Genomic DNA, 21,439 nt, shown 5'->3' on the forward strand with positions numbered 1-21,439 from the left:
AGTTAAAAGAATAAAGAGGCAGAAGTCATGGAATTTTAAACCTATACCTGACTAAGACTACCGTATAGGGGAGAGTTAAAAGTTAAAGGTTAATAGTGAATAGGGAAAGAGGTAAGAGAAGAGAGAAAAGAGAAGAGAGAAAAGAGAAGAGAGAAAAGAGGTAGAAGTGATGGAACCCATAACCGTCTAAGATTACAGTCTAACAACTATCGTCTATAGGAGAGTTAAAAGGTTAATAGGGAATAGGGATTAGGGAAAGAGGTGAGAGACTAGAGAATAGTGAAAAGAATAAAGAGGCAGAAGTCATGGAATTTTAAACCTATACCTGACTAAGACTACAGTCTAACAACTACCGTCTAGAGGGAGTGAAAGTTAAAGGTTAAAAGTTAAAAGTGAATAGGTAAGAGAATAGAGAAAGGAATAAAGAGGCAGAAGTCATGGAATTTTAAACCCATAACTGCCTAAGACTACAGTCTAACAACTACCGTCTAGAGGGGGTGAAAGTTAAAGGTTAAAAGTTAAAAGTGAATAGGTAAGAGAATAGAGAAAGGAATAAAGAGGCAGAAGTCAGAGAATTTAAAAACCCATAACTGACTAAGACTACAGTCTAAATAACTACCGTCTAGAGGGAATTAAAAGTTAAAAGTGAATAGTTAATAGGGAAGGAGGTAAGAGAAAAGAGGCAGAAGTCAGAGAATTTAAAAACCCATAACTGACTAATACTACAGTCTAATAACTACCGTCTAAAGGAGAGTTAAAAGTGAATAGTTAGCAGGGAAATGAGGTAAGAGAAAAGAATAAAGAGGTAGAAGTGAGGAAAACCATAACTGCCTAAGACTACAGTCTAACAACTACCGTCTAGAGGGGGTGAAAGTTAAAGGTTAAAAGTTAAAAGTTAAAAGTGAATAGGTAAGAGAATAGAGAAAGGAATAAAGAGGCGAAAATTAGGAGAACAACAAACCCCAAACAACAAACTCCAAAACAAAAAAATACGAATCACAATGTTTCATCACACTCATCCTTTTAAACCATTTATCCCAAAAAATGCTACAAAACTAATTGTAGGTACCTTGCCGCCACCGCGTTTTACCAAAGGGGAATTAAAAGAAGGCGACGTGAACTTTTGTTACGGCAGTCGCGACGGACTCTTATGGATTGTGCTTGATGCTATCTTTGAGTTGGGGCTTAAATTTGAAACTACAGAAGAGGCTATAAAGCAACGCAAAGACTTTCTTAAAAGGAGAGGGATTGGAATTTGCGATATGGTGGAAAGCAGTAGGAGGGAGAAGATAGATGCTTCAGATCTTGGAATGCAAGAAGTGGAACTTCGAAATATTACTGAAATTCTACAACAAAACTCCAAAATTGATACTTTGCTTTTTACCGGTGGAAATTCTAAAAATGGTCCGGAATACTTCTTTAGAAGGCATCTAAAACAAATCGAAAGTGATATCAAATTAAAACTAATTTCTAATGAGGTACCCAGGGTACATCAATTTTTGCTGGATGGGCGACTTATAAAAACTGTATCCCTAACTGCTCCTTCGGGTTCGGCAAATCGTGCCATTGGCAGTATGGAGCTTTACAAGCAATTAAAACAAAAAGATAGAGATTTTAATACCATAGATTTTAGGGTAATGCAGTATAGAGAGTGGTTTTGAATTTTACGACTTTAACGTCATGCAAAACTTATTTCAGCATCTAGCATGTTTAAAAATGTAAAATTTCATCTTAGACCCCGAAATAAATTCGGAGTGACGAATAAATAAACATAATATAAAAGAAAGGTAAATGAAAATAAAAACCCTGAATTAAAAGTTACACTCTTAATTCAGGGTTTCCAGACGTAGTCAACTTACAACTACTGTAATTCTTTCTTTTCCTGTTCGGCCATTGTGGTTGGTTTTACCTTAAATTTTTTACGTTTAGGGCGTAACCTTCCATGCGTGCCTATGGCAATTTTTCCTCGTTTGGTCTTTTTGTCTCCTCGTCCCATAAATTTATTTTTTGTTTTGTTGGTCTTTTATGGTTTTTTCGTCAAAATCTACCTCGTTGGCCTGCTTATCCGTTTTTCCGGTTGGGTTGGTTGGATTTGTCTGATCTTTTTTCCTTTTTCTCTTGCTATCTTCAATTGGTCCTCCCATAATCTTTCATTTTTAGATTCACCTCTAATTTACGAATTGAGGCTCTAAAAATCTACTAAGACCTTGTTAGAATTAGGTTAAACCGGGCGAATACTTTTAATAAAATTTGCAATATTAGCTTTTCCGTGAGCGTTGAGGTGTTTTATAAATGCGGAGCCAATAATGGCACCTTTGGCAAACTCGGTAGCCTGATTAAAGCTTTCTTCGTCACTAATTCCAAAACCTACAATTTGTGGGTTTTGCAATTTCATTGCCGAGATTCTTTTAAAATAATCCCTGGTTTCTCTGCTAAAGCCCGAGGTAGAACCGGTAACACTTGCGGTACTTACCATATAAATAAATCCGTTGGAAACCGAATCTATAAACCTTATACGCTCTTCTGAAGTTTGTGGGGTAATCAGGAATATATTCTGAAGTCCGTTTTCTTCAAAAATTTGTTTATACTCCTCATTGTAAACATCAACAGGAAGATCAGGGATTATAAGTCCGTCTATTCCGGTTTCGGCACATTTTTTACAAAATTTTTCAACGCCATATTGCAGAATAGGATTAAAATAGCCCATAATTACCAGGGGAATTTCTACTGAATCTCTAACTCCTTCCAGTTGTTCAAAAAGTTTATTGGTAGTCATGCCATTTTGTAAGGCTTTTGTAGAACTTTCCTGAATAGTAGGTCCATCGGCCAGGGGGTCGCTAAACGGTAAGCCGATTTCAATAAAATCTACCCCGTTTTTTTCTAAATCCTGAATAATGGAAACCGTGTCTTCATGCTCGGGGTAACCGGCGGTAAAATAGATGGAAAGCATCTTATGTGCTTCCTGAAGTTTTTTATTTATTCTATTCATTTTCATAATCTTATATATCGCCATTCTGAATTCATTTCAGAATTTAACTTGTTTTCAATTTTTTTCGCCACGAATGCACTAATATGTTCTTTCCCATTGTAATGGCAGCGCACAAGGCAATCTGTTTTTTTACGTCATTCTGAATTTATTTCAGAATCTAACTCGTTTTCTTTTTTCGCCACGAATGCACTAATATGTTCTTTCCCATTGTAAGGGTAGCGCACAAGGCAATCTTTATTTTTACGTCATTCTGAATTTATTTCAGAATCTAACTATTTAAGATTTTGCAATAATCAAAAATTAGAAACTGAAACAAGTTCAGGTTGACGGTAACTCATATTTTGTTTTAAAACTTTCATTATAATTCCCCGTTTGGGAATAGAGAGCTTTCTACAAGTCAAAATAATCAATATACGTACTCAAATCTTTATCCCCACGGCCCGAAAGATTAATCACTACAACATCGTCTTCTTTAAATTTACGATCTTCAAAAATTGCCAGGGCGTGAGATGTTTCAATAGCAGGAATAATCCCTTCCAGTTTGGCCAATTCCCGGCCGGCATCCATGGCTGCCTTATCGGTTATCGAAATAAATTCTCCGCGGCCACTTCTAAATAAATGGGCATGCATAGGGCCCACACCGGGATAATCGAGTCCGGCAGAAATAGAATAGGGTTCGGTTATTTGACCATCTTCGGTTTGCATTAATAGCGTTTTACTGCCGTGAATAATACCTTCTTTTCCCAAAGCCGAAGTTGCGGCACTTTCGCCACTTTGTATGCCTTTTCCAGCAGCTTCAACCGCAATAATCCCAACATCGGGATTATCCAGGTAATGAAAATAGGCTCCGGCAGCGTTACTTCCGCCACCTACGCAGGCCACCACATAATCTGGGTTTTCGCGATTTTCTTTTTCTTTTAGCTGAACTTTTATTTCTTCAGAAATCACTGCCTGGAATCTTGCTACCATATCGGGATAGGGGTGGGGGCCAACCACAGAACCAATAATATAATGCGTGTCTAAAGGGTTATTGATCCAGTCCCTTATCGCTTCGTTGGTAGCATCTTTTAGGGTTCGGCTTCCCGATTTTGCCGGAACAATTTTAGCACCCAGCATTTTCATTCTGGCTACATTGGGAGCCTGGCGTTCAATATCAATTTCGCCCATATAAACAACGCATTCAATGCCCATAAGTGCACAAACAGTAGCAGTAGCCACACCGTGTTGCCCGGCACCGGTCTCAGCAATTATTCGGTTTTTTCCAAGGCGTTTTGCCATTAAAATCTGGCCTACCGTATTATTTACCTTGTGGGCACCTGTATGGCAAAGGTCTTCGCGTTTCAAATAGATTTTTGTCCCGTATTTTTTACTGAAGCGCTCTGCATAATACAAAGGCGTTGGTCTCCCTACATAATCCCGAAGCAAATCTTTAAATTCTTTCTGAAAAGATTCTTCTTTCATAATATCCAGGTACTGCGAACGCAATTCCTCTACATTTGGATAGAGCATTTCTGGAATAAAAGCTCCTCCAAAATCGCCGTAATATCCTTTTTCGTTAGCCTGATAGCTCATTTTAATTTTTTTATTTGTGTGCCGCAAGTGCACTTATTTTTATAATGTTTGCAATATCCTGAACCTGGAACCTGAAACAAGTTCAGGTTGACGGTCAATTTTTAATTTTTCTTACGAGGGCAGCGCCCTTAGAAGTTTTTAATATTTTCTTTCGTCATCCTGAACCTGCCCGTTCGTTCAGACGGGTTTATTTTAGAGCCTGCCGATTCTTTATCGGGGATCTAAGTAAATCCAAACTGATAAACCAAAACAGATAACCGACAACTCAAAACTGTTTTCTAAATTCTTTCAGTTTTTCGGCATTTTTTAAACCTGCTTTTTCTTCAAATTTACTATTTACATCTATGGCATACAGCAAATTTTCCTTTCCATTCTCTTTAAAATATGCTTGTAGTTCACTAATAGCTTCCACCTCTTCCGGGCCAATACCACCACTTAAAAAAAAGGATTTTTTTGAAGGATATTCTTTTAAAACCTCCCAATTAAAGGTAATTCCGTTGCCGCCTTTATTCTTTCCTTTGGTGTCAAATAGAAAATAATCAACCACAGTTTCGTAAGCTTCTAAAAGCCCAAAGTCAAAATCGTCTTTTACCGAAAACACCTTTATAATCTCTACCTCGGTTTCAACTAACAGGGTTTTTAATTCGGCACAGAAAGTATCGCTTTCCTCACCGTGAAGCTGAATGGCATTTAAATCGTGCTCCTTTATTTTTTGTAAGATAATATTGATGTCTTCATTAACAAAAACCCCTGTTCTTTTTATTTCCCGGGATATTTCGGGGATGCTGTCCTCGAAATACCTGGGTGTTTTTTTATAAAAAATAAACCCCATGTAATCAGGTTGAAGTTTCGCAACTTCACTGATGTTTTCGGGATGCTTCATCCCACAAATTTTCAGTTTTAAGTTTTTCATTTTATTAGGTTTTAACCACTTCCCCTTGCGGGTACTCCTCCTTAAAAGGAGGAGAGCAGGTGTTGGTTTTCGTCATCCTTAATTTATTTTAGAGTCTGCCCCGATTATTTATCGGGGATTTAAGTTATGGATAATCCAAATTTGTTAGAAGCTGAAACAAGTTCAGCTTGACGAAAACCAGACTTTAGAGATAGGCAACTATTTTATTCTTTGGTCAATTTTCTCACAAACTCAGCGGCAGCTTTACCTGGGTTTTCTGTTTTCATAAAATTTTCACCTATTAAAAAGCCTTTATACCCATATTCTTTCAAATCTTTTATCGACTCAACCGAGCTGATCCCGCTTTCTGAAACTTTTACAAAATCTTCGGGAATTTTTGCTGCAAGCTGCTTGCTTGTATCTATATTTACTTCAAAAGTCTTTAAATTCCGGTTATTTACCCCCAGCATATCTATACTTGGCATAATAGATTTTTGTAACTCTTCTTCGTCGTGAACTTCAAGTAAAACATCTAAACCAATGCTTTTTGCAAATTCTGAAAGCAATTTTATCTGTTCGCGGTCCAGTACTGCGGCAATTAATAAAATAACATCGGCGCCGTGTGCTTTTGCTTCTAATAATTGATATTCATCAATTATAAACTCTTTTCGCAATAGTGGCATTTGTACCGATGCGCGTGCATAGAGCAAATCGTCTAAAGAACCGCCAAAATATTTGCCATCGGTCAATACCGACATTCCTGAAATTCCTGCATTCTCATAGCCTGTAGCAACATCCTGCACATTTAGATTTTGGTTAATTACCGACTTTGAGGGGGAGCGCCTTTTATGTTCGGCAATAATACCGGTATTACTGCTTCGTAATTTTTCGGCTAGAGAAATTGTTTCCTTATTGAAAAGCGCCGATTGTTCCAATTGTGAAACGGGCACTACCAGTTTTTTTAAGACTAATTCTTTATGCTTGTCGGCTATTATTTTATCTAAAATGTTCATTTTTTCAAATAATTTTATTTCTATACACTTATTTAAAACGTCATCCTGATTTGTTTCAGGATCTAATTATAAAACACCTTAGAAGCTGAAATAAGTTCAGCTTGACGATGATAAGACTTAATTTTTCTTAAGGCTAACTTCTTATTCACTCAATTCCTGCAATTTCTGCAATGCTTTTAAAGCTTTCCCGGAATTTATAGATTCACGTGCAGTTTCAAAAGCATCTTTGATGCTAATTTGTTGTGCGGTGGCGATAGCCATCCCGGCGTTGGCACAAACTACATTTTCTTGCGCCCTGGTGCCCTTTCCTTTTAATATATTCACAAAAATTTCTGCGGAACTTTCTATAGAACCACCTCCGGCAATTTCTTCTTGTTTTAAGCCTTCTACTCCAAAATCTTCGGGGCTTAACATGGCTTCAGTATTATTAGAAATGGTTTTGGTATTTCCGGTAAGCGAAATTTCATCATACCCGTCTAAAGCGTGTAAAATAGTAAAATTCTTATCGGTGTTTTGATATAGATACCCATACATTCTGGCAAGTTCGAGGTTAAAAACCCCAACTAATTGATTTTTGGGAAAAGCCGGGTTTACCATAGGCCCCAACATATTAAAAAAAGTTTTTACCGCTAAAGATTTTCTGATGGGGGCCACATTTTTCATAGCCGGGTGGAATAGGGGAGCGTGCAATACACAAATACCTGCTTCTGCAATGCATTTTTCAAGGAAACCGGCATCATTACTAAATTTTATCCCCAGGCTTTCCATAACATTAGAACTTCCGCTCACCGAAGAAACCCCATAGTTACCATGTTTTGCTACATGTATTCCGGCACCGGCTGTAACAAAGGAGGCCGTTGTGGAAATATTAAATGTATTTTTACCATCACCCCCGGTTCCACAAAGATCTATAGGATTGTAGGCGCTTAAATCTATAGCCACACAAAGTTCTAAAAGCGCATCTCTGAAACCCTCCAGCTCTTCTATGGTAATGCTACGCATCATATAGACGGTTAAAAATGCGGCTATTTGACTTTCGTTGTATTCTCCATTAGAGATGCTAAAAAGTGCTTGCTTGGCTTCATCTTTGGAGATGGTTTCGTGGTTAATAAGCCTGTTTAATAATTCTTTCATATTTAATTTTGTTATTCCCATAAAGATGGGAACCTGTTTAATAAGTCTTGGTCACTCCTACGAATGTAGCAGTCTTTTAATAAAATTGTTTGCTTTTAGAGATTTCCGTCTGCGCGGAAATGACCTAAGCCTTAACCCAATTTTCAATCATTTTTTTGCCATCTGGGGTCAATACCGATTCAGGATGAAACTGAACCCCACGAACATCGAATTCACGATGACGCAGCGACATAATTTGGCCATTTTCGTCGTAGGAAGTAGCTTCCAAAGCATCGGGCAGTTCTTTTAAAACCACCCAGGAATGATAGCGCCCCACCTTCATGGTTTTGGGCAAACCTTTAAATAGCGGTTCATCGTCAACACAAAGATTCATAGTAGTGGCAATACCGTGGTAAACCGATTCTAAATTCCCTAACTCTCCTCCAAAAACTTCCCCTATAGCCTGTTGGCCAAGGCAAACGCCAAGAATACTTTTTGAAGAAGCATATTTTTCTATAATAGGTTTCAATAAACCGGCTTCACTGGGAATTCCCGGCCCCGGAGAAAGTAAAACCTTATCATATTTTTCTACTTCTTCCAGCTCCAGCTGGTCGTTTCTTATAACCGTGACCTCACAATTCATTTCTTCTAAATAATGCACAAGATTGTACACAAAAGAATCGTAATTGTCTATAACTAATATTTTTTTCATTCTACCTGGTGTGAAATTCTGTTTTTAAATACTCAAAGTCGCGTCAATCTAAACTCGTTTCAGATTCTAATATGTTAGATCTCCGAATAAATTTGGGAGCTAGCTCCCAAATTTATTCAGGATGACGTATTGTTTTTATTTTTTTAGATATCTTCAGCAATATCCAATGCTTTGGTCAATGCGCCCAATTTATTGTAAACCTCCTGTAATTCGTTTTCTTCAACAGATTCAGAGACTACTCCGGCACCGGCCTGGTAATGCAATTGATGATCTTTACTAACAAAAGATCGAATTATAATGGCGTGGTTAAAATTTCCGTTAAAATCCATAAACCCGATTGCACCTCCATAGGCATCACGATTTACATTTTCATATTTTTCTATAAGCTTCATGGCGCTGTGTTTGGGTGCACCACTTAAGGTTCCCGCCGGAAAAGTATCGGCCACTACCTGCATGGTAGGGGTTTTAACATCTTTGGTACCGGTAACTTTGCTAACTAAGTGAATTACGTGCGAGAAAAACTGAATTTCCCGATATTTTTCCACTTTTACATTATTTCCGTGCCTACTAAGATCATTTCTGGCCAAATCTACCAACATTACGTGTTCGGCGTTTTCTTTTTCATCTGCGGCTAGTTTTTTGGCTAATTCAGCGTCTTCTTCATCATTTCCGGTACGTTTAAAGGTGCCGGCTATAGGGTGTATTTCTGCCCGGCCATCCTGAACTACCAATTGTGCTTCAGGAGAACTTCCAAAGATTTTAAAATTTCCGTAGTCAAAATAGAAAAGATAGGGGGAAGGATTTACACTTCGTAAAGCCCTGTAAACATTGAATTCGTCTCCTTTAAATTTTTGGGAGAACCTTCTGGAAAGTACAATTTGAAAAACATCGCCGCGATAGCAGTGTTTTTTTCCGAGTCTTACGTTTGCTTTAAACTCTTCATCGGTAAGGTTAGAAATTGCTTTTTCCTGACGTTCAAAATTATAAGTTGCAAAGTTTTTTACCTTAATAAGTTGCGCTATTTCGTCAATTCTGGAGTCATTGTTATAGCGGTGATCAAAAATATAGGCTTCGTTATTAAAATGATTAATGGCTATAATGTTTTGGTATACCGCATAATAAATATCAGGCAGTTGAAGGTCGCCATTGCGCTTTTTGATTTCAAGATCTTCAAAATAGCGAACCCCATCGTAAGCGATATAGCCAAAAAGCCCATTGTTTATAAATTTAAAATCTGAATCTTCGGTATTAAACTGTTTTGAGAACTCCTGGATTTGCCGGGGAACGTTTACTTCAGGAGTGATTTCCGTAGTCTTTTTACTTCCGTCAGGAAAAACTTCGGTAATTACTTCATTTTGAATTTTAATAGAAGCGATAGGGTTACAGCATATATACGAAAAACTATTATCGTTGGCGTGATAGTCACTACTTTCCAGAAGAAGGCTATTGGGATATTTATCCCGTACTTTTAAATAAATACTCACCGGCGTAATGGTATCGGCAAGGAGTTTTTTATGGCTTGTGGTCAATTTAAACATATATTGTTTTTTTTATCACTCCGGCAAAGGCGGGAGTCTATTTAGTATATTTTTGTTTGAGTTATTTAAATCTTATAGTCAAATCTTCCCAATCGGGGTTGAAATCGTTTATCAGGTTTATTTTCCAGAGTCGATTCCATTTTTTTAGTTGTTTTTCCCTTTTAATCGCCAACGACGGATATTCGAATTTTTCATAATATACTAGTTTATCAAGTCGGTACCTGCTGCTAAAACTTTTTAGGTTTCGATTTCTATGTTGATATAATCTTTGTTTCAAGTTTCCTGTAATTCCAATATATAGTGTTCCATTTTTACGATTTGTAATGATGTAAACGTGATATTGGTAATCATTTGTCATTTTGATCTTTTTAGAGATTTCCGACTTCTCGGAAATGACGAAAAATTAAATAAAAAAAGGCTTGTCGTGAGACAAGCCTTTTGTATGATTTTATACTATAGCAATGTTACTTCACGACGTTTTGACGTAAATTGTTCCACCACCAAGTATTTGCTATTCTGTTTTTCATTGCTTCAAAGATAGAAAGCCTATTTTAATAACCAAATGAAATTTTAAAAAAGAAAAGCCGAAAAAGTAAATTTAACTTTTTCGGCCCTATTTCTATATTTTAAAAAATTAGAATTTCAATTCAATATTTAAATCGAAATTGTCGTAGATAGTTTGGTCTCCCAATCCGCTGAAGAAACTACCAGAATTGTATTTCACGTTATATTTAGAACGATCTATTGTTAATTTTGTAGTTGCGGTATTATCGTTGTAATCTAAATCGAATGTTATGGGATGGGTAGTGTCTTTAATAGTAAGATCTCCAACTACGCCATAGGTGCCATTATCTTTTTTGGCTACACTCGTAATTACCAGGCTGGAAGTTGGATGATTTTCTACTCCAAAAAAATCATCTGAATTTAAATGGCCTTCCAATCCTTCTTTATCTTTTCCTTTTAGATCTGTAACTGTAATGCTAGACATATCCATTACAAATTCACCACCTACAATCTCATCGTTCTCAAAACGGAGTTTTCCATCTTTTAGGTCTATGGTTCCAGAGTGCGAACCCAAAACTTTCTTTCCTGTCCAGGCAATATTACTGGCCTGCGTATTTATTGACTTTTCCATAATTTATTTTTCTTTTTTATAGCAATTTTCTTCCCGATCCTGTTTAGAATTTTAGATCTACGTCCAGTTCAAAGTTGTCATAGATGGTTTTATCGCCAAGATTATCAAAGAAACTTCCCGAACCGTAACGAACATCGTATTTAGACCTGTCTATGGTTAATTCGGTAGAGGCCGAATTTTTGTCCATATCTAAATCGAATGTAATTGTATTTGTTTTTTCTTTAATTGTAAGGTCGGCAACTACACCATAAGTATCGTTGCTTTTCTTTGCAACACTGGTGATTACCAATTTTGAACTAGGATAAGTACTTACTCCAAAAAAATCATCAGATTTTAAATGGCCTTCTAACTTTCCTTTGTTTTCGCCTTCAAGGTCGGTTACATTAATTGTGGTCATATCCATAACAAATTCTCCACCTTTAAGCTCACCATTTTCCATAGTGAAATACCCATTTTTTAATTGAATAGTGCCCTCGTGAGAACCGGTTACTTTTTCTCCTTCCCACTCAATTTTACTATCTTTTATTTCAATTTTCTTTTCCTGTGCGTTTACGCCGGTAAAAGATAGCATCGATACGATAACGGTGGCTGCGAAAGCGCCTTTAAATAGATTCTTTTTCATAACAATTTTTGATTTTAATTAATTTTAGATTTGATTTATATTAAATGGAATAATTCGTTTTCTTGTTTTCTCACTTTTTTGGCGTGTTGCATTTGGTCTTCATCGCTTCTATAACCGGCAGTAGCTATTACAGCGGTAGTTAAGTTAGTTCCCGATATTCCCAGGACTTCATCAACCTTCCCGGTGTCAAAACCTTCCATAGGGCAGGTATCAACTTTTAGGTGGGCAGCAGCCGAGAGTAAATTTCCCAGAGCAATATATGCTTGTTTTTGTGCCCATATTTTTTGCTGATCTTCGGGTTTATCAACAATATTTGAGGTGAGCATATCTTTTAATCCGCTTAAATCCTGAACTTTAATTTCCCTGATTTTACTAATATTTTCCAGATAAGAATCAATATAGTTTTCGTTTAGTTTTTTTAGCCCTGCGAAAATAAAAACGTGCGAAGCATCGGTAAGTTGCGACTGATTCCAGGCAGCTTCTTTAAGTTTTTCTTTTGTCTCTTTATCTGTCACCACAAATACTTCGTATGGTTGTAATCCGTAGGAGGACGCAGAAAGTTGAATACTTTTTTGTAAATATTCTACCTCCCCTTCACTTAAAGATTTTTCGGGATTAAATTTTTTGGTGGCATATCGCCAATTTAATTTTTCATTATAACTCTCCATTATTTTCTTATTTCGTTTAAACAATTTGTCACGTACTCTATGTCTTCTTCAGTCAAGTTCCTGGTCATTTCAGCTTCTACCGCATCTACTGCCGGATCTGTTTTCTCTAAAAGTTGTAGTCCTTCTTTAGTAATAGTAATTTCTACCTTTCGCCTGTTAGATTCGCAAATAACTCTTTCGGCCAAACCTTTAGAGATTAGTTTGTCTACCAATCGGGTAGTGTTGCTCATTTTGCTAACCATACGCTCCTGAATAGTACTTAAGTTGGCCGGCTTGCCTTTTTGCCCACGTAAAATTCTCAAGACGTTAAACTGAGGAATGGAAATATCAAAAGGCTTAAGGGCTTCAGCCACTCTATCATCTATATAGTTGGCAGTCACTAATATTCCCAGGCTAAGTTTTCTGGCTAAAGGTAGATTACTGGTTTTTAATTGATCTTCAAGTTTCATTTGTTCTAACAACATTTGTACGTACAAATATAAAGTGCTTTTGTCATTTTAATCAAAAAAAAATGTTAATTTTTAATAAGTATATCCTTGCCTCTTGAATTCTTTAATTTTTAAAACTTTCAATATCTTTACGGGAAATAAAAAGGAAGATATTAACAAGTTTCCCTTTGGGAATTGAAAAACCAGGAATTTATGAAAGAGCTTAGTCAGGAAGAATGGGCATCACAATTGAAAAAAGATGACAACGCTGTAATTTTAGATGTAAGAACGGAAGAAGAAGTAGAAGACGGGTATATTCCAACCGCAAAGAACCTTGATATTTATAAAGGTCAGGAATTTGTAAATGAAATCGAAAAGCTGGATAAAGATAAAAATTACTATATCTATTGTCGTTCGGGAAAACGAAGTGCCCAGGCCTGCACTATTCTAGATCAAATGGGATTTAAAAATACTTATAACCTGGAAGGTGGTTTTATGGAGTGGGAAGGCGAAAAGGCTGAAGACTAAACACCGGTTAGTTTAGAAGTTATAAAGCAGCATTTAACATTGTAAGTGCTGCTTTTTTTTATTGTTTTTCTTTTAATTATATAGCTATTTGTTTTGTTAAATTTATAATTTAATCGGATGAAAATTTGGTTTTCATCGATAAAGTGATAGATTTGGTTAATCTATTAACCTTTTTTTAACCAAATATTTAAATTTATGATTTTAAACAAATTCAAACCACTCGCGGTAACTGCTTTAGTTGCCACATTTTTATTTTCCTGTTCACAAGATGAACAAAACGATCAGCAAATTGATGAAGAATTGGTGGCCCCCACTTCATCAAATATTATTGAAAGCCAATATATAGTCGTTTTTAATAAAGAGGTAACGGGAGATGCTACTTCTAAGTATCCCGAAAGTTATACCAAAGCTCAGGAGGCTGTGGCCAATACTACCAAAAAGCTTTTATCTGAAGCAAATATTGCCGATGCAGAACTTCTTGCAGTTTACAGTAAAACTATTAATGGTGTAGCACTTAAATTAAATCTTGATCAGGTAGAATCATTACGTAAGAAAAAAGAGATTGCTTTTATCGAGGAAGATAGAATAGTACAATTTGCACCACCTTGTGGAACTCCAAATGGTGGTCCTTGTGACGGTGATCCCGGAGATGGAGATGGCGGTGATGGCTCCTCAAGCCAGGTGACTCCCTATGGGATAGCTCGTGTAAATGGGGTTGCTTCTTATACGGGCTCTAATGTAGCCTGGGTAATCGACTCAGGAATTGATACCGATCATCCAGATTTAAATGTTGATGCTTCAAGAGGCTTTAATGCGTTTACATCGGGAAGAGATAGCAAGTCTACAGATGATGGAAATGGCCACGGAACGCACGTAGCAGGAACTATTGCTGCTTTAAATAATGATATTGGGGTTATAGGAGTGGCTCCCGGAGCTACCGTGATTCCGGTAAAGGTATTAGACAGCCGTGGTAGCGGTTCTTATTCAGGGGTAATTGCCGGGGTAGATCACGTAGCCGCATACGGGAGTGCAGGTGATGTAGCAAATATGAGCCTTGGAGGGCCAACCTCCGCTGCTTTAGATAATGCAGTTCTTTCTGCATCTAAAAAAGGAATTATTTTCGCACTTGCCGCCGGAAATGAAAGTTCTGATGCTAACACAAGTTCACCGGCAAGAGTAAATGGAGCCAATATCTATACTATTTCTGCAATGGATTCTAATGATAATTGGGCTTCTTTTTCTAACTACGGAAATCCACCGGTAGATTATGCTGCCCCGGGAGTTGCTGTTAATTCTACCTGGAAAGGTGGTGGTTACAACTCAATTAGTGGTACCTCTATGGCTTCCCCGCACGCTGCAGGAGTTTTACTTCTAGGAAATGCATCTACCGATGGAAATGTGAATGGAGATCCAGATGGTAATGCCGATCCGATTATTGTTCACTAAAAAACAATAAATTTAATAGATATAGAAAAAAGCTGTCTGAAAAGGTTTTAAAACCGTCATCTTGAATTTATTTCAAAGCCTGCCCCGATTCTTTATCGGGGATCTAACGTGTTGGTAATTAAAAACATGTTAGAAGCTGAAACAAGTTCAGCTTGACGAGAATAGACTTTTCAGACAGCCTCTTTCTATTTTCTAATTAGTATCCAGCGAGTACCTATACTTAGCATCTTTAAAATTTCCCCTTTTGCGATGCTGGTAATACTGGTATTGTTTTGAATATCGTCCAGGGTATCTCCGTTTAAAAAAATTAGAGAGGTATTGCTGCTGCCCATAGCTATTAAAACCAATTCGCGGCCTCTACAACCGGAAGCATCCGGAATGGTAATCGAAGACGGGCTATTAGTAATTCTCAGGTAGTAAACTTCATCACCAATGTTATAATTTCCACTATGAGTTCCCGTACTTACATAATTTCGGGTATGATTGTATTGCCAATCTACATTCCCCGAATTATCTGAAACTAAAATCTGATTTTCTTCTCCCCGTAATTCCGGTAAAATATATTCCTGGGCTTTAGTTCTACCTATTCCCACCGGACCTTCAAAATAACCCGCAAACACCCTTGAACTTGAGTTTCCCAGGGCACGGGCATAAATTCCATAGATATTGCCCCTGCCGGAAGATTCGCCAATTTCTGTGAAAATCCCATAATTAGAACTGTTAGCACCTTCTGTACGACCTACCGAATTATAAATTCCATAAATTCCCGAACCGCTAGCCCCCTGTGAAGTAGTGTTATAAATGCCATATCTAACCCCATCACCATCTCCCGTAACGTGATTTTTTATACCATATTTTATAGCATCTGTTTTACTTCTATTAAGTACTTCTATCCCATAGGTGTTTTTTGTTTTGCCGGGATTATTATTATTTATTTCCAGGCCTTTTTTAATATCTTTTGAATCCCCCGGATTTATGGCAATTTGAAGTTTGCTCTCTATTGTTTCGGTACCAATACCTATGTTTCCATTTCTGAATAGGTCATCATTTATATTTCCGGGACTTTCTACGGTACCAGGTTCATAAAAATCAGCCATTTTTGCATCTGAAACTATAGACTTCCATTGCGATTCAGGGTGGTGCCAGTAATAAAAACCGGTGGGCGAGGTGTTAAAATCGGCACTTAAAAAGATAAGCATGCCGTGTTGTTCACTTCCGGGATTTTGTGCCGGGAATTTTTTTACCCTGGGAATAAGGATGCCATCTATTTTTGCGGGATTATTTATATCGGAAGCAATAATATCTAATTGTGCTTCGGGACTGGTCGTGCCAATGCCCACCTGGGAATATGCGGCTATTGAGATAAGCAGAAAGCAATAAAGTATAAAGTTTTTCATCCTACTAAAAAATACCTGTTACGGAATCCTATTTCTTTAGTCAGGAGTGTTTTGGAATTCTAAATATAGTTTTTGAAAACTTTTCTTCTATAGTTCTTTCAATAATAAGGGATTTCCCCGGCCTTAGCCTTATGCTTCTTTTACTTTATTTTGTAGCATTTTTATTTCATCACGATGTTTCGCCGCAGCCATAAAGTCAAGTTCTTTTGCTGCTTTTTCCATCGCTTTTCTTTTCTCCCGAATTCTTTTTTCCAGTTCGGGTTTGCTCATATAGGCAACTTCTTCTTCGGCAGCCTTTGTAGTGAGTGGTTTTTCGGCATCATATACATCTAATTTCTCCTTGATCAAGGTGCTACTTTCAAGTTTTTTAACCAGTGGGGTAGGGTTAATATTATTCTCTTTGTTATAATTTATTTGTTTGGTTCTTCTATATTCAGTCTGGTCAATAGTTTTTTGCATACTATCGGTAATCTTATCGGCATATAAAATGGCTTTCCCTTCTACGTGACGAGCCGCACGGCCAATGGTTTGAGTAAGCGAGCGGTTACTTCTTAGAAAACCTTCTTTGTCGGCATCAATAACAGCTACCAGCGATACTTCAGGGAGGTCGAGTCCTTCTCTTAAAAGGTTTACTCCAATAAGTACATCAAACAATCCACGGCGTAAATCCTGCATTATCTCTACACGTTCCAAAGTGTCTACATCTGAATGGATATAACGACATCTAATATTAATACGCGTAAGGTATTTTGCCAATTCTTCGGCCATTCTTTTGGTTAATGTGGTGACCAGCGTTCGTTGATCTTTTTCAATTCGTGTTTGAATTTCTTCAATAAGATCGTCTATCTGATTTAAGCTCGGTCTCACCTCCACAACCGGGTCCAGAAGTCCGGTTGGTCTAATAACCTGCTCCACATAAATCCCTTCGGTTTTTTGTAATTCGTAATCTGCCGGGGTGGCACTTACATAAATCACCTGGTTTTGCAAGGCCTCAAACTCTTCAAATTTAAGCGGCCTGTTGTCCATTGCGGCAGGAAGCCTAAATCCGTATTCTACCAGGGTTTCTTTTCGGGACCTATCACCGCCGTACATAGCATGTACCTGCGGAATGGTTACGTGACTTTCGTCAACCACCATTAAATAATCATCTGGAAAATAATCCAGCAGGCAGAAAGGCCTTGTACCGGGTTGTCTTCCATCCAAATAGCGAGAATAGTTTTCAATTCCGGAGCAATAGCCCAATTCTCGAATCATTTCAAGGTCAAAATTGGTTCTTTCGTCCAGGCGTTTTGCTTCTAAATGTTTACCAATATCCCTAAAATAGTCTACCTGCTTTACAAGATCGTCCTGAATATGATGAATAGCATTTTGCATTACATCAGGTGAGGTAACAAACATATTGGCGGGATAAATATTCAGGCGTTCATATTTTTCAATAATATCATTTGTTCCGGGATCAAAAGCTTCAATTTCTTCAATTTCATCTCCAAAAAAATGAATTCTGAAAGCATTATCGGCGTAGCTTGGAAAAACATCTACGGTATCTCCTTTTATTCTAAAGTTTCCGTGGGTGAATTCTGCTTCAGTACGGGAATAAAGTCCCTGAACCAATTGGTGTAGGAATTTGGTTCTGGAAATTTCCATATCCTGTTCAATAGTAACTACATTCTTTCTAAATTCTACCGGATTACCAATACCGTATAAACAAGAAACAGATGCCACCACAATTACATCACGTCTCCCACTTAAGAGGGAAGAAGTAGTACTAAGTCTTAATTTTTCAATCTCCTCATTAATGGAGAGGTCCTTTTCAATATATGTTCCTGAAGTAGGAATAAAAGCTTCGGGTTGATAATAGTCATAATAGCTTACAAAGTATTCTACCGCATTATTCGGAAAAAACTGTTTGAATTCTGAGTAGAGTTGTGCGGCAAGGGTTTTGTTATGGGCCAGGACCAGGGTAGGCTTTTGTACCTCCTGAATAACATTGGCAACAGAAAAAGTTTTTCCCGAGCCTGTTACCCCCAGTAAAGTTTGGTACTGGTCGTTATTATCTATTCCGCTTACCAGCTGCTCAATGGCTTTAGGCTGGTCTCCGGTAGGCTTGTAATCCGATTCTAACTTAAATTTCATTTTTATTACCCGATATTCAGGATTGAAATGCATGGAAGCATGTCCCGAAATTCATTTTTTTCTAATTAATACCTCGTGAGTTCATAGCAAGGAAGTACTAAACTAATCAATAATCCTGCCTATTCAAACTCATATGCAATTTGTCAGGTTTTTGAGGTAAAAGATTTAAAATCAGGAGTATGAGGTGTTTTTTATGGTTTACAAGTCTCTCTTTTTAAGTAGTTTATAAGATAAAAACACAAAAATAGCCGTCCATAGTAGCACAATAAGCAGTTGATCCCAGTGAATACCGTAATCCTTATCAATTTCAGAGCCTATTTGTGATGCTGCGGTTTGTACGGCCGATAGTCTTGAAAAAGGTTCTTTAATTAAATTGCTCATAGATTCCAGCGGGAAAAACCTTGCAATAGTATCGGCAACTTCAGAGGCTCTAAAGACTTTCCATTTTAAAACTCCGTAAACAATGCTTTCCAAAATCCACCAGATAAAGAGAAAGCCCAATGCAAATGCCGAACGTTTTATGAGAATTCCCAAAAACATACAAAAAGCAAAAAAACCGGTAAGTTTTACAAAATAGGCGATTATATATTCCATATCAGAAAAGATGATGGAAACCTCGGTAAAGTCTGAAAATGACAGTCCTAAAATAAGCGACACAATAAATAGAAAGATAGTAGAAACCAAAGAAAATACCATCACGGTTAGAAACTTAGAGGCGATAAATTCTTTTTTACTAAGTCCGTCTATTAAATTTTGTTTTAGGGTCCTATTGGTATATTCATTAGACATCATGGAGACAATAACAATTGCCAGAAACAGCTTCAGTAAGGCGGCTACGTAGGAGTTAAAATGCCAGATATAGGGGAAATTAAAAATTCCCTGGTCTGCAACCCGAAAATTAATAGCCCCTAAATTGAATTCTATTGATGCTATTAACGCAATAAATGTTATTAAAATAAAATAGGTTAAAACCAGTATTTTTGCCGATCGGCTATAGCGTAATTTATGGTATTCTATCTCTAAAAGTCGTAACATTATATAGAGGGGGTTTGATTGGTTAATTCCAGGAATTGTTCTTCCAGGCTTTCTTTGCGTTTTACCAGGTAGGATAATGCAAGTCCTTTTTCAAATAAATATGCATTTATAGTTTCGGCATCCATAGGTTCTTTTAGAATGGCGGTAACCACATTTTCTTTTTCCGATACATTTTCTATTCCCGGGTGTGCTATAAGTAATTCCTGTAATAACTGCATATTTTTAGCTTGCAATTCAAAGAATCCATGGCTGGCATTTATAGCATCTACTGGGCCGCTATAAAGTTTTTTTCCATTTCTTATAATCACCACGTGGGAGCAAACCTTCTCTACTTCATCCAGTAAGTGGGAAGCAAGTAAGATGGTAGTACCTCCTGCGGCAATTTTTCTAATAATTTCCCTAATTTGGTGAATTCCTTGCGGATCGAGCCCATTGGTAGGCTCATCTAAAATAAGGATTTCAGGGTCGTTGAGTAGGGCAGAAGCTATAGCGAGACGCTGCTTCATACCCAGAGAAAATGTTCTAAATTTACTGTCTTTCCTATCCAGCAAGTTTACAATCTCCAGTTTTTCTTCAATTTTATCTTTGGGGACATCCTTAATTTTACATACCAAAGCCAGGTTTTGTGTGGCTGTCATATAAGGATAGAAATTAGGATGCTCAATAATGGCACCTACTTTTTTTAAAGCTTCGTGGGTTTTAATATTGCCGCCAAACCAGGCAAATTCCCCAGAGGTTTTATTTACCACATTCAGCACCATACCGAGTGTAGTAGATTTTCCACTTCCGTTAGGGCCTAAAATTCCGTATACGTTACCTTTTTTTATGGTAAAAGACAGGTTGTCTACCGCGGTTAATGCGCCATATTTTTTAGTAAGCTTTTTGAGACTTAAAATTGTTTCCAAAATTGAAGAAAAGTTTAAAGTATGACGACGAAGTTAGGCAATTGTTACAGATTTCTCTTTAGAAAGCTTATTTTTGATAAAAAGCTGATATAATATGGAAGAAAAGCTGATGTCTAAGAAAAAACCATCATTTGCTGTAAATGAACGGTTAAATCGATATCTGGCCAAATATAACCGAAATACTAAAATTCCTGTTTTTTATGATGACTTGCTGCGTTTTTCCGGCTCGGTTGTAGTGTACGATCAGCATGATGAAGATACTTTTTGGGTACGCTGTTATTATCCCGATTTTGAGCGGGAAGAAATAGATAATAGCCTAAAGCAGGTGTATACCATTATGCATTCTGATGGTAGTGATGATTCGCTGGAATTTTTAACCGTAGATGCTATAGATTATTGCACTTTTGGCAACTCGAAACCCTTTCGCATTAAGGTGAGAAACATTCTAAATGATAGTTTTACTTATTTCTATGTAAAAAAAGCTGATGCCTCCCGAATCTATGGGCTGGAGTTTGAGCATTTGCTATCCCCACACCGAATAAATTTTTTAGTCTATAAAGACACGTTAATTGAAGAACATATTGCGGGTATTCCCGGAGATGTTTTTATAGAAGATCATTTGCCTTTGTGCGATAACCGGGCACAAACCCAAATCGCCAAACAATTTGTAAAATTCAATGAGCGATGTACGGTAAGGTTACTGGGAGATATGCGCTCGTATAATTATGTGGTAATTCCTACACACGATTTTGATCATGTAGAATATCAAATAAGGGCCATAGATTTCGATCAGCAGTGTTTTGAAGGAAACCTAAAAGTGTATAGGCCACAATTCTTTAAAGAAAACCTGAAAATGGTGCAGTTGGTACAGGAAAAACTTCAGGAATCTTCAATTGAACAATACCGGAAAGAAGAACGTTCCCTGCTTGCCAAAAGAATAATAAACACCCGTCCGCGCTATAAAGAGTTGTTGCGTTGTATGATAAACGATCATGTTTCTACCCAGGCCAACGTAAAAAGCTTAAGAAAAGACCTGTATAAATATACTAACGATATGAAGTTTAAACGTGCCAGTACCATGGGGCAAATTCTTAGAACAGCATTAGATTTTGTACGTCGTAATTACGAAGACGTAAATATGAAACGTTTGCTGGAAAGTTCATGAAAGAAAAATAGGATATGTGAAAACTTTTCTTAAAATCGTCATCCTGAATTTATTTCAGAGCCTGCCCCGATTTTTTATCGGGGATCTAAAATGTCGATAATCAGAACAGGTTAGAAGCTGAAACAAGTTCAGCTTGATGAAAGCTATA

The 21,439-nt window shown here is 37.2% G+C and carries 22 protein-coding genes; 4 read left to right on the forward strand and 18 right to left on the reverse strand.

Annotated elements, in window-relative coordinates; genetic code table 11:
* Positions 1-1,001: 1,001 nt before the first annotated feature.
* Positions 1,002-1,661, forward strand: coding sequence for a uracil-DNA glycosylase family protein (locus tag I6U49_RS13800; protein WP_198629253.1), 660 nt, complete (start codon positions 1,002-1,004; stop codon positions 1,659-1,661).
* A 200-nt stretch (positions 1,662-1,861) separates the two neighbouring features.
* Here I6U49_RS13800 and I6U49_RS13805 read toward each other — a convergent pair whose 3' ends face one another.
* From I6U49_RS13805 to I6U49_RS13870, 14 genes are all read right to left on the reverse strand, one after another.
* A complete protein-coding gene (locus I6U49_RS13805; protein WP_198629254.1) occupies positions 1,862-1,996 on the reverse strand; it encodes a 30S ribosomal protein THX in 135 nt (44 codons plus the stop codon).
* Between the two features lie 4 nt (positions 1,997-2,000).
* Positions 2,001-2,144, reverse strand: coding sequence for a hypothetical protein (locus I6U49_RS13810; RefSeq protein WP_198629255.1), 144 nt, complete (start codon positions 2,142-2,144; stop codon positions 2,001-2,003).
* Positions 2,145-2,221: 77 nt separating this feature from the next.
* On the reverse strand, positions 2,222-2,989 hold the full coding sequence (gene trpA, locus I6U49_RS13815) for a tryptophan synthase subunit alpha (RefSeq protein WP_198629256.1): 768 nt from the start codon (positions 2,987-2,989) through the stop codon (positions 2,222-2,224).
* Between the two features lie 390 nt (positions 2,990-3,379).
* On the reverse strand, positions 3,380-4,561 hold the full coding sequence (gene trpB, locus I6U49_RS13820; RefSeq protein ID WP_193711019.1) for a tryptophan synthase subunit beta: 1,182 nt from the start codon (positions 4,559-4,561) through the stop codon (positions 3,380-3,382).
* A gap of 265 nt (positions 4,562-4,826) precedes the next feature.
* Positions 4,827-5,474 carry a phosphoribosylanthranilate isomerase gene (locus tag I6U49_RS13825; protein ID WP_232804731.1) on the reverse strand — a complete coding sequence of 216 codons (648 nt, stop codon included), beginning with the start codon at positions 5,472-5,474 and terminating at the stop codon, positions 4,827-4,829.
* 203 nt (positions 5,475-5,677) lie between these two features.
* Positions 5,678-6,466: an indole-3-glycerol phosphate synthase TrpC gene (trpC, locus tag I6U49_RS13830; RefSeq protein WP_198629257.1), complete on the reverse strand. Its 789-nt coding sequence runs from the start codon at positions 6,464-6,466 to the stop codon at positions 5,678-5,680.
* Positions 6,467-6,607: 141 nt separating this feature from the next.
* On the reverse strand, positions 6,608-7,600 hold the full coding sequence (gene trpD / locus I6U49_RS13835) for an anthranilate phosphoribosyltransferase (RefSeq protein WP_198629258.1): 993 nt from the start codon (positions 7,598-7,600) through the stop codon (positions 6,608-6,610).
* Between the two features lie 124 nt (positions 7,601-7,724).
* Positions 7,725-8,291 carry an anthranilate synthase component II gene (locus I6U49_RS13840; RefSeq protein WP_198629259.1) on the reverse strand — a complete coding sequence of 189 codons (567 nt, stop codon included), beginning with the start codon at positions 8,289-8,291 and terminating at the stop codon, positions 7,725-7,727.
* 143 nt (positions 8,292-8,434) lie between these two features.
* A complete protein-coding gene (locus I6U49_RS13845) occupies positions 8,435-9,829 on the reverse strand; it encodes an anthranilate synthase component I family protein (protein ID WP_198629260.1) in 1,395 nt (464 codons plus the stop codon).
* Between the two features lie 61 nt (positions 9,830-9,890).
* Positions 9,891-10,187 carry a GIY-YIG nuclease family protein gene (locus tag I6U49_RS13850; protein ID WP_198629261.1) on the reverse strand — a complete coding sequence of 99 codons (297 nt, stop codon included), beginning with the start codon at positions 10,185-10,187 and terminating at the stop codon, positions 9,891-9,893.
* A gap of 276 nt (positions 10,188-10,463) precedes the next feature.
* Positions 10,464-10,964: a YceI family protein gene (locus I6U49_RS13855; protein WP_193711014.1), complete on the reverse strand. Its 501-nt coding sequence runs from the start codon at positions 10,962-10,964 to the stop codon at positions 10,464-10,466.
* A gap of 43 nt (positions 10,965-11,007) precedes the next feature.
* Positions 11,008-11,586, reverse strand: a complete 579-nt coding sequence (locus tag I6U49_RS13860) for a YceI family protein (RefSeq protein ID WP_198629262.1) — start codon at positions 11,584-11,586, stop codon at positions 11,008-11,010.
* Between the two features lie 35 nt (positions 11,587-11,621).
* A complete protein-coding gene (locus I6U49_RS13865) occupies positions 11,622-12,254 on the reverse strand; it encodes an NAD(P)H-dependent oxidoreductase (RefSeq protein ID WP_198629263.1) in 633 nt (210 codons plus the stop codon).
* On the reverse strand, positions 12,254-12,703 hold the full coding sequence (locus I6U49_RS13870) for a MarR family winged helix-turn-helix transcriptional regulator (RefSeq protein ID WP_198629264.1): 450 nt from the start codon (positions 12,701-12,703) through the stop codon (positions 12,254-12,256). Before I6U49_RS13870 ends, I6U49_RS13865 begins: the two co-directional genes overlap by 1 nt.
* Before the next feature lie 192 nt (positions 12,704-12,895).
* Here I6U49_RS13870 and I6U49_RS13875 point away from each other — a divergent pair, with 192 nt between their 5' ends.
* Both I6U49_RS13875 and I6U49_RS13880 read left to right on the forward strand, forming a co-directional pair.
* Entirely contained in the window at positions 12,896-13,210 is a 315-nt protein-coding gene (locus I6U49_RS13875) for a rhodanese-like domain-containing protein (protein ID WP_198629265.1), read from the forward strand.
* Positions 13,211-13,405: 195 nt separating this feature from the next.
* Positions 13,406-14,656 carry a S8 family peptidase gene (locus I6U49_RS13880; RefSeq protein WP_198629266.1) on the forward strand — a complete coding sequence of 417 codons (1,251 nt, stop codon included), beginning with the start codon at positions 13,406-13,408 and terminating at the stop codon, positions 14,654-14,656.
* Positions 14,657-14,841: 185 nt separating this feature from the next.
* On the opposite strand, the gene I6U49_RS13885 is transcribed toward I6U49_RS13880, so the two are convergent.
* The 4 genes from I6U49_RS13885 to I6U49_RS13900 all read right to left on the reverse strand — a co-directional run bounded on the left by I6U49_RS13885 (position 14,842) and on the right by I6U49_RS13900 (position 20,126).
* Positions 14,842-16,053: a hypothetical protein gene (locus tag I6U49_RS13885; RefSeq protein ID WP_198629267.1), complete on the reverse strand. Its 1,212-nt coding sequence runs from the start codon at positions 16,051-16,053 to the stop codon at positions 14,842-14,844.
* Between the two features lie 129 nt (positions 16,054-16,182).
* Positions 16,183-18,186, reverse strand: coding sequence for an excinuclease ABC subunit UvrB (uvrB, locus tag I6U49_RS13890; RefSeq protein WP_232804732.1), 2,004 nt, complete (start codon positions 18,184-18,186; stop codon positions 16,183-16,185).
* A 198-nt stretch (positions 18,187-18,384) separates the two neighbouring features.
* Complete coding sequence (locus I6U49_RS13895; protein WP_198629268.1) at positions 18,385-19,221, reverse strand: ABC transporter permease; 837 nt, start codon at positions 19,219-19,221, stop codon at positions 18,385-18,387.
* On the reverse strand, positions 19,221-20,126 hold the full coding sequence (locus tag I6U49_RS13900) for an ABC transporter ATP-binding protein (protein ID WP_198629269.1): 906 nt from the start codon (positions 20,124-20,126) through the stop codon (positions 19,221-19,223). Before I6U49_RS13900 ends, I6U49_RS13895 begins: the two co-directional genes overlap by 1 nt.
* Positions 20,127-20,220: 94 nt before the next feature.
* Between I6U49_RS13900 and I6U49_RS13905 the strand changes: the two genes are divergently transcribed.
* Positions 20,221-21,291, forward strand: a complete 1,071-nt coding sequence (locus I6U49_RS13905) for a hypothetical protein (protein ID WP_193711005.1) — start codon at positions 20,221-20,223, stop codon at positions 21,289-21,291.
* Positions 21,292-21,439 lie beyond the last annotated feature (148 nt).

This window comes from Salegentibacter maritimus (assembly GCF_016236915.1).
In the GTDB taxonomy this organism is placed as follows: Bacteria; Bacteroidota; Bacteroidia; order Flavobacteriales; family Flavobacteriaceae; genus Salegentibacter; species Salegentibacter maritimus.

Coding starts and splice junctions, on each gene's coding strand:
- trpD (WP_198629258.1), bottom strand. CDS start 7,600: ATGAAAGAATTATTAAACAGGCTTATTAACCACGAAACCATCTCCAAA.
- trpC (WP_198629257.1), bottom strand. CDS start 6,466: ATGAACATTTTAGATAAAATAATAGCCGACAAGCATAAAGAATTAGTC.
- I6U49_RS13805 (WP_198629254.1), bottom strand. CDS start 1,996: ATGGGACGAGGAGACAAAAAGACCAAACGAGGAAAAATTGCCATAGGC.
- I6U49_RS13810 (WP_198629255.1), bottom strand. CDS start 2,144: ATGGGAGGACCAATTGAAGATAGCAAGAGAAAAAGGAAAAAAGATCAG.
- I6U49_RS13870 (WP_198629264.1), bottom strand. CDS start 12,703: ATGAAACTTGAAGATCAATTAAAAACCAGTAATCTACCTTTAGCCAGA.
- I6U49_RS13895 (WP_198629268.1), bottom strand. CDS start 19,221: ATGTTACGACTTTTAGAGATAGAATACCATAAATTACGCTATAGCCGA.
- I6U49_RS13875 (WP_198629265.1), top strand. CDS start 12,896: ATGAAAGAGCTTAGTCAGGAAGAATGGGCATCACAATTGAAAAAAGAT.
- uvrB (WP_232804732.1), bottom strand. CDS start 18,186: ATGAAATTTAAGTTAGAATCGGATTACAAGCCTACCGGAGACCAGCCT.
- I6U49_RS13885 (WP_198629267.1), bottom strand. CDS start 16,053: ATGAAAAACTTTATACTTTATTGCTTTCTGCTTATCTCAATAGCCGCA.
- I6U49_RS13855 (WP_193711014.1), bottom strand. CDS start 10,964: ATGGAAAAGTCAATAAATACGCAGGCCAGTAATATTGCCTGGACAGGA.
- I6U49_RS13905 (WP_193711005.1), top strand. CDS start 20,221: ATGGAAGAAAAGCTGATGTCTAAGAAAAAACCATCATTTGCTGTAAAT.
- I6U49_RS13800 (WP_198629253.1), top strand. CDS start 1,002: ATGTTTCATCACACTCATCCTTTTAAACCATTTATCCCAAAAAATGCT.
- I6U49_RS13865 (WP_198629263.1), bottom strand. CDS start 12,254: ATGGAGAGTTATAATGAAAAATTAAATTGGCGATATGCCACCAAAAAA.
- trpA (WP_198629256.1), bottom strand. CDS start 2,989: ATGAATAGAATAAATAAAAAACTTCAGGAAGCACATAAGATGCTTTCC.
- I6U49_RS13850 (WP_198629261.1), bottom strand. CDS start 10,187: ATGACAAATGATTACCAATATCACGTTTACATCATTACAAATCGTAAA.
- I6U49_RS13825 (WP_232804731.1), bottom strand. CDS start 5,474: ATGAAAAACTTAAAACTGAAAATTTGTGGGATGAAGCATCCCGAAAAC.
- I6U49_RS13840 (WP_198629259.1), bottom strand. CDS start 8,291: ATGAAAAAAATATTAGTTATAGACAATTACGATTCTTTTGTGTACAAT.
- I6U49_RS13860 (WP_198629262.1), bottom strand. CDS start 11,586: ATGAAAAAGAATCTATTTAAAGGCGCTTTCGCAGCCACCGTTATCGTA.
- trpB (WP_193711019.1), bottom strand. CDS start 4,561: ATGAGCTATCAGGCTAACGAAAAAGGATATTACGGCGATTTTGGAGGA.
- I6U49_RS13880 (WP_198629266.1), top strand. CDS start 13,406: ATGATTTTAAACAAATTCAAACCACTCGCGGTAACTGCTTTAGTTGCC.
- I6U49_RS13845 (WP_198629260.1), bottom strand. CDS start 9,829: ATGTTTAAATTGACCACAAGCCATAAAAAACTCCTTGCCGATACCATT.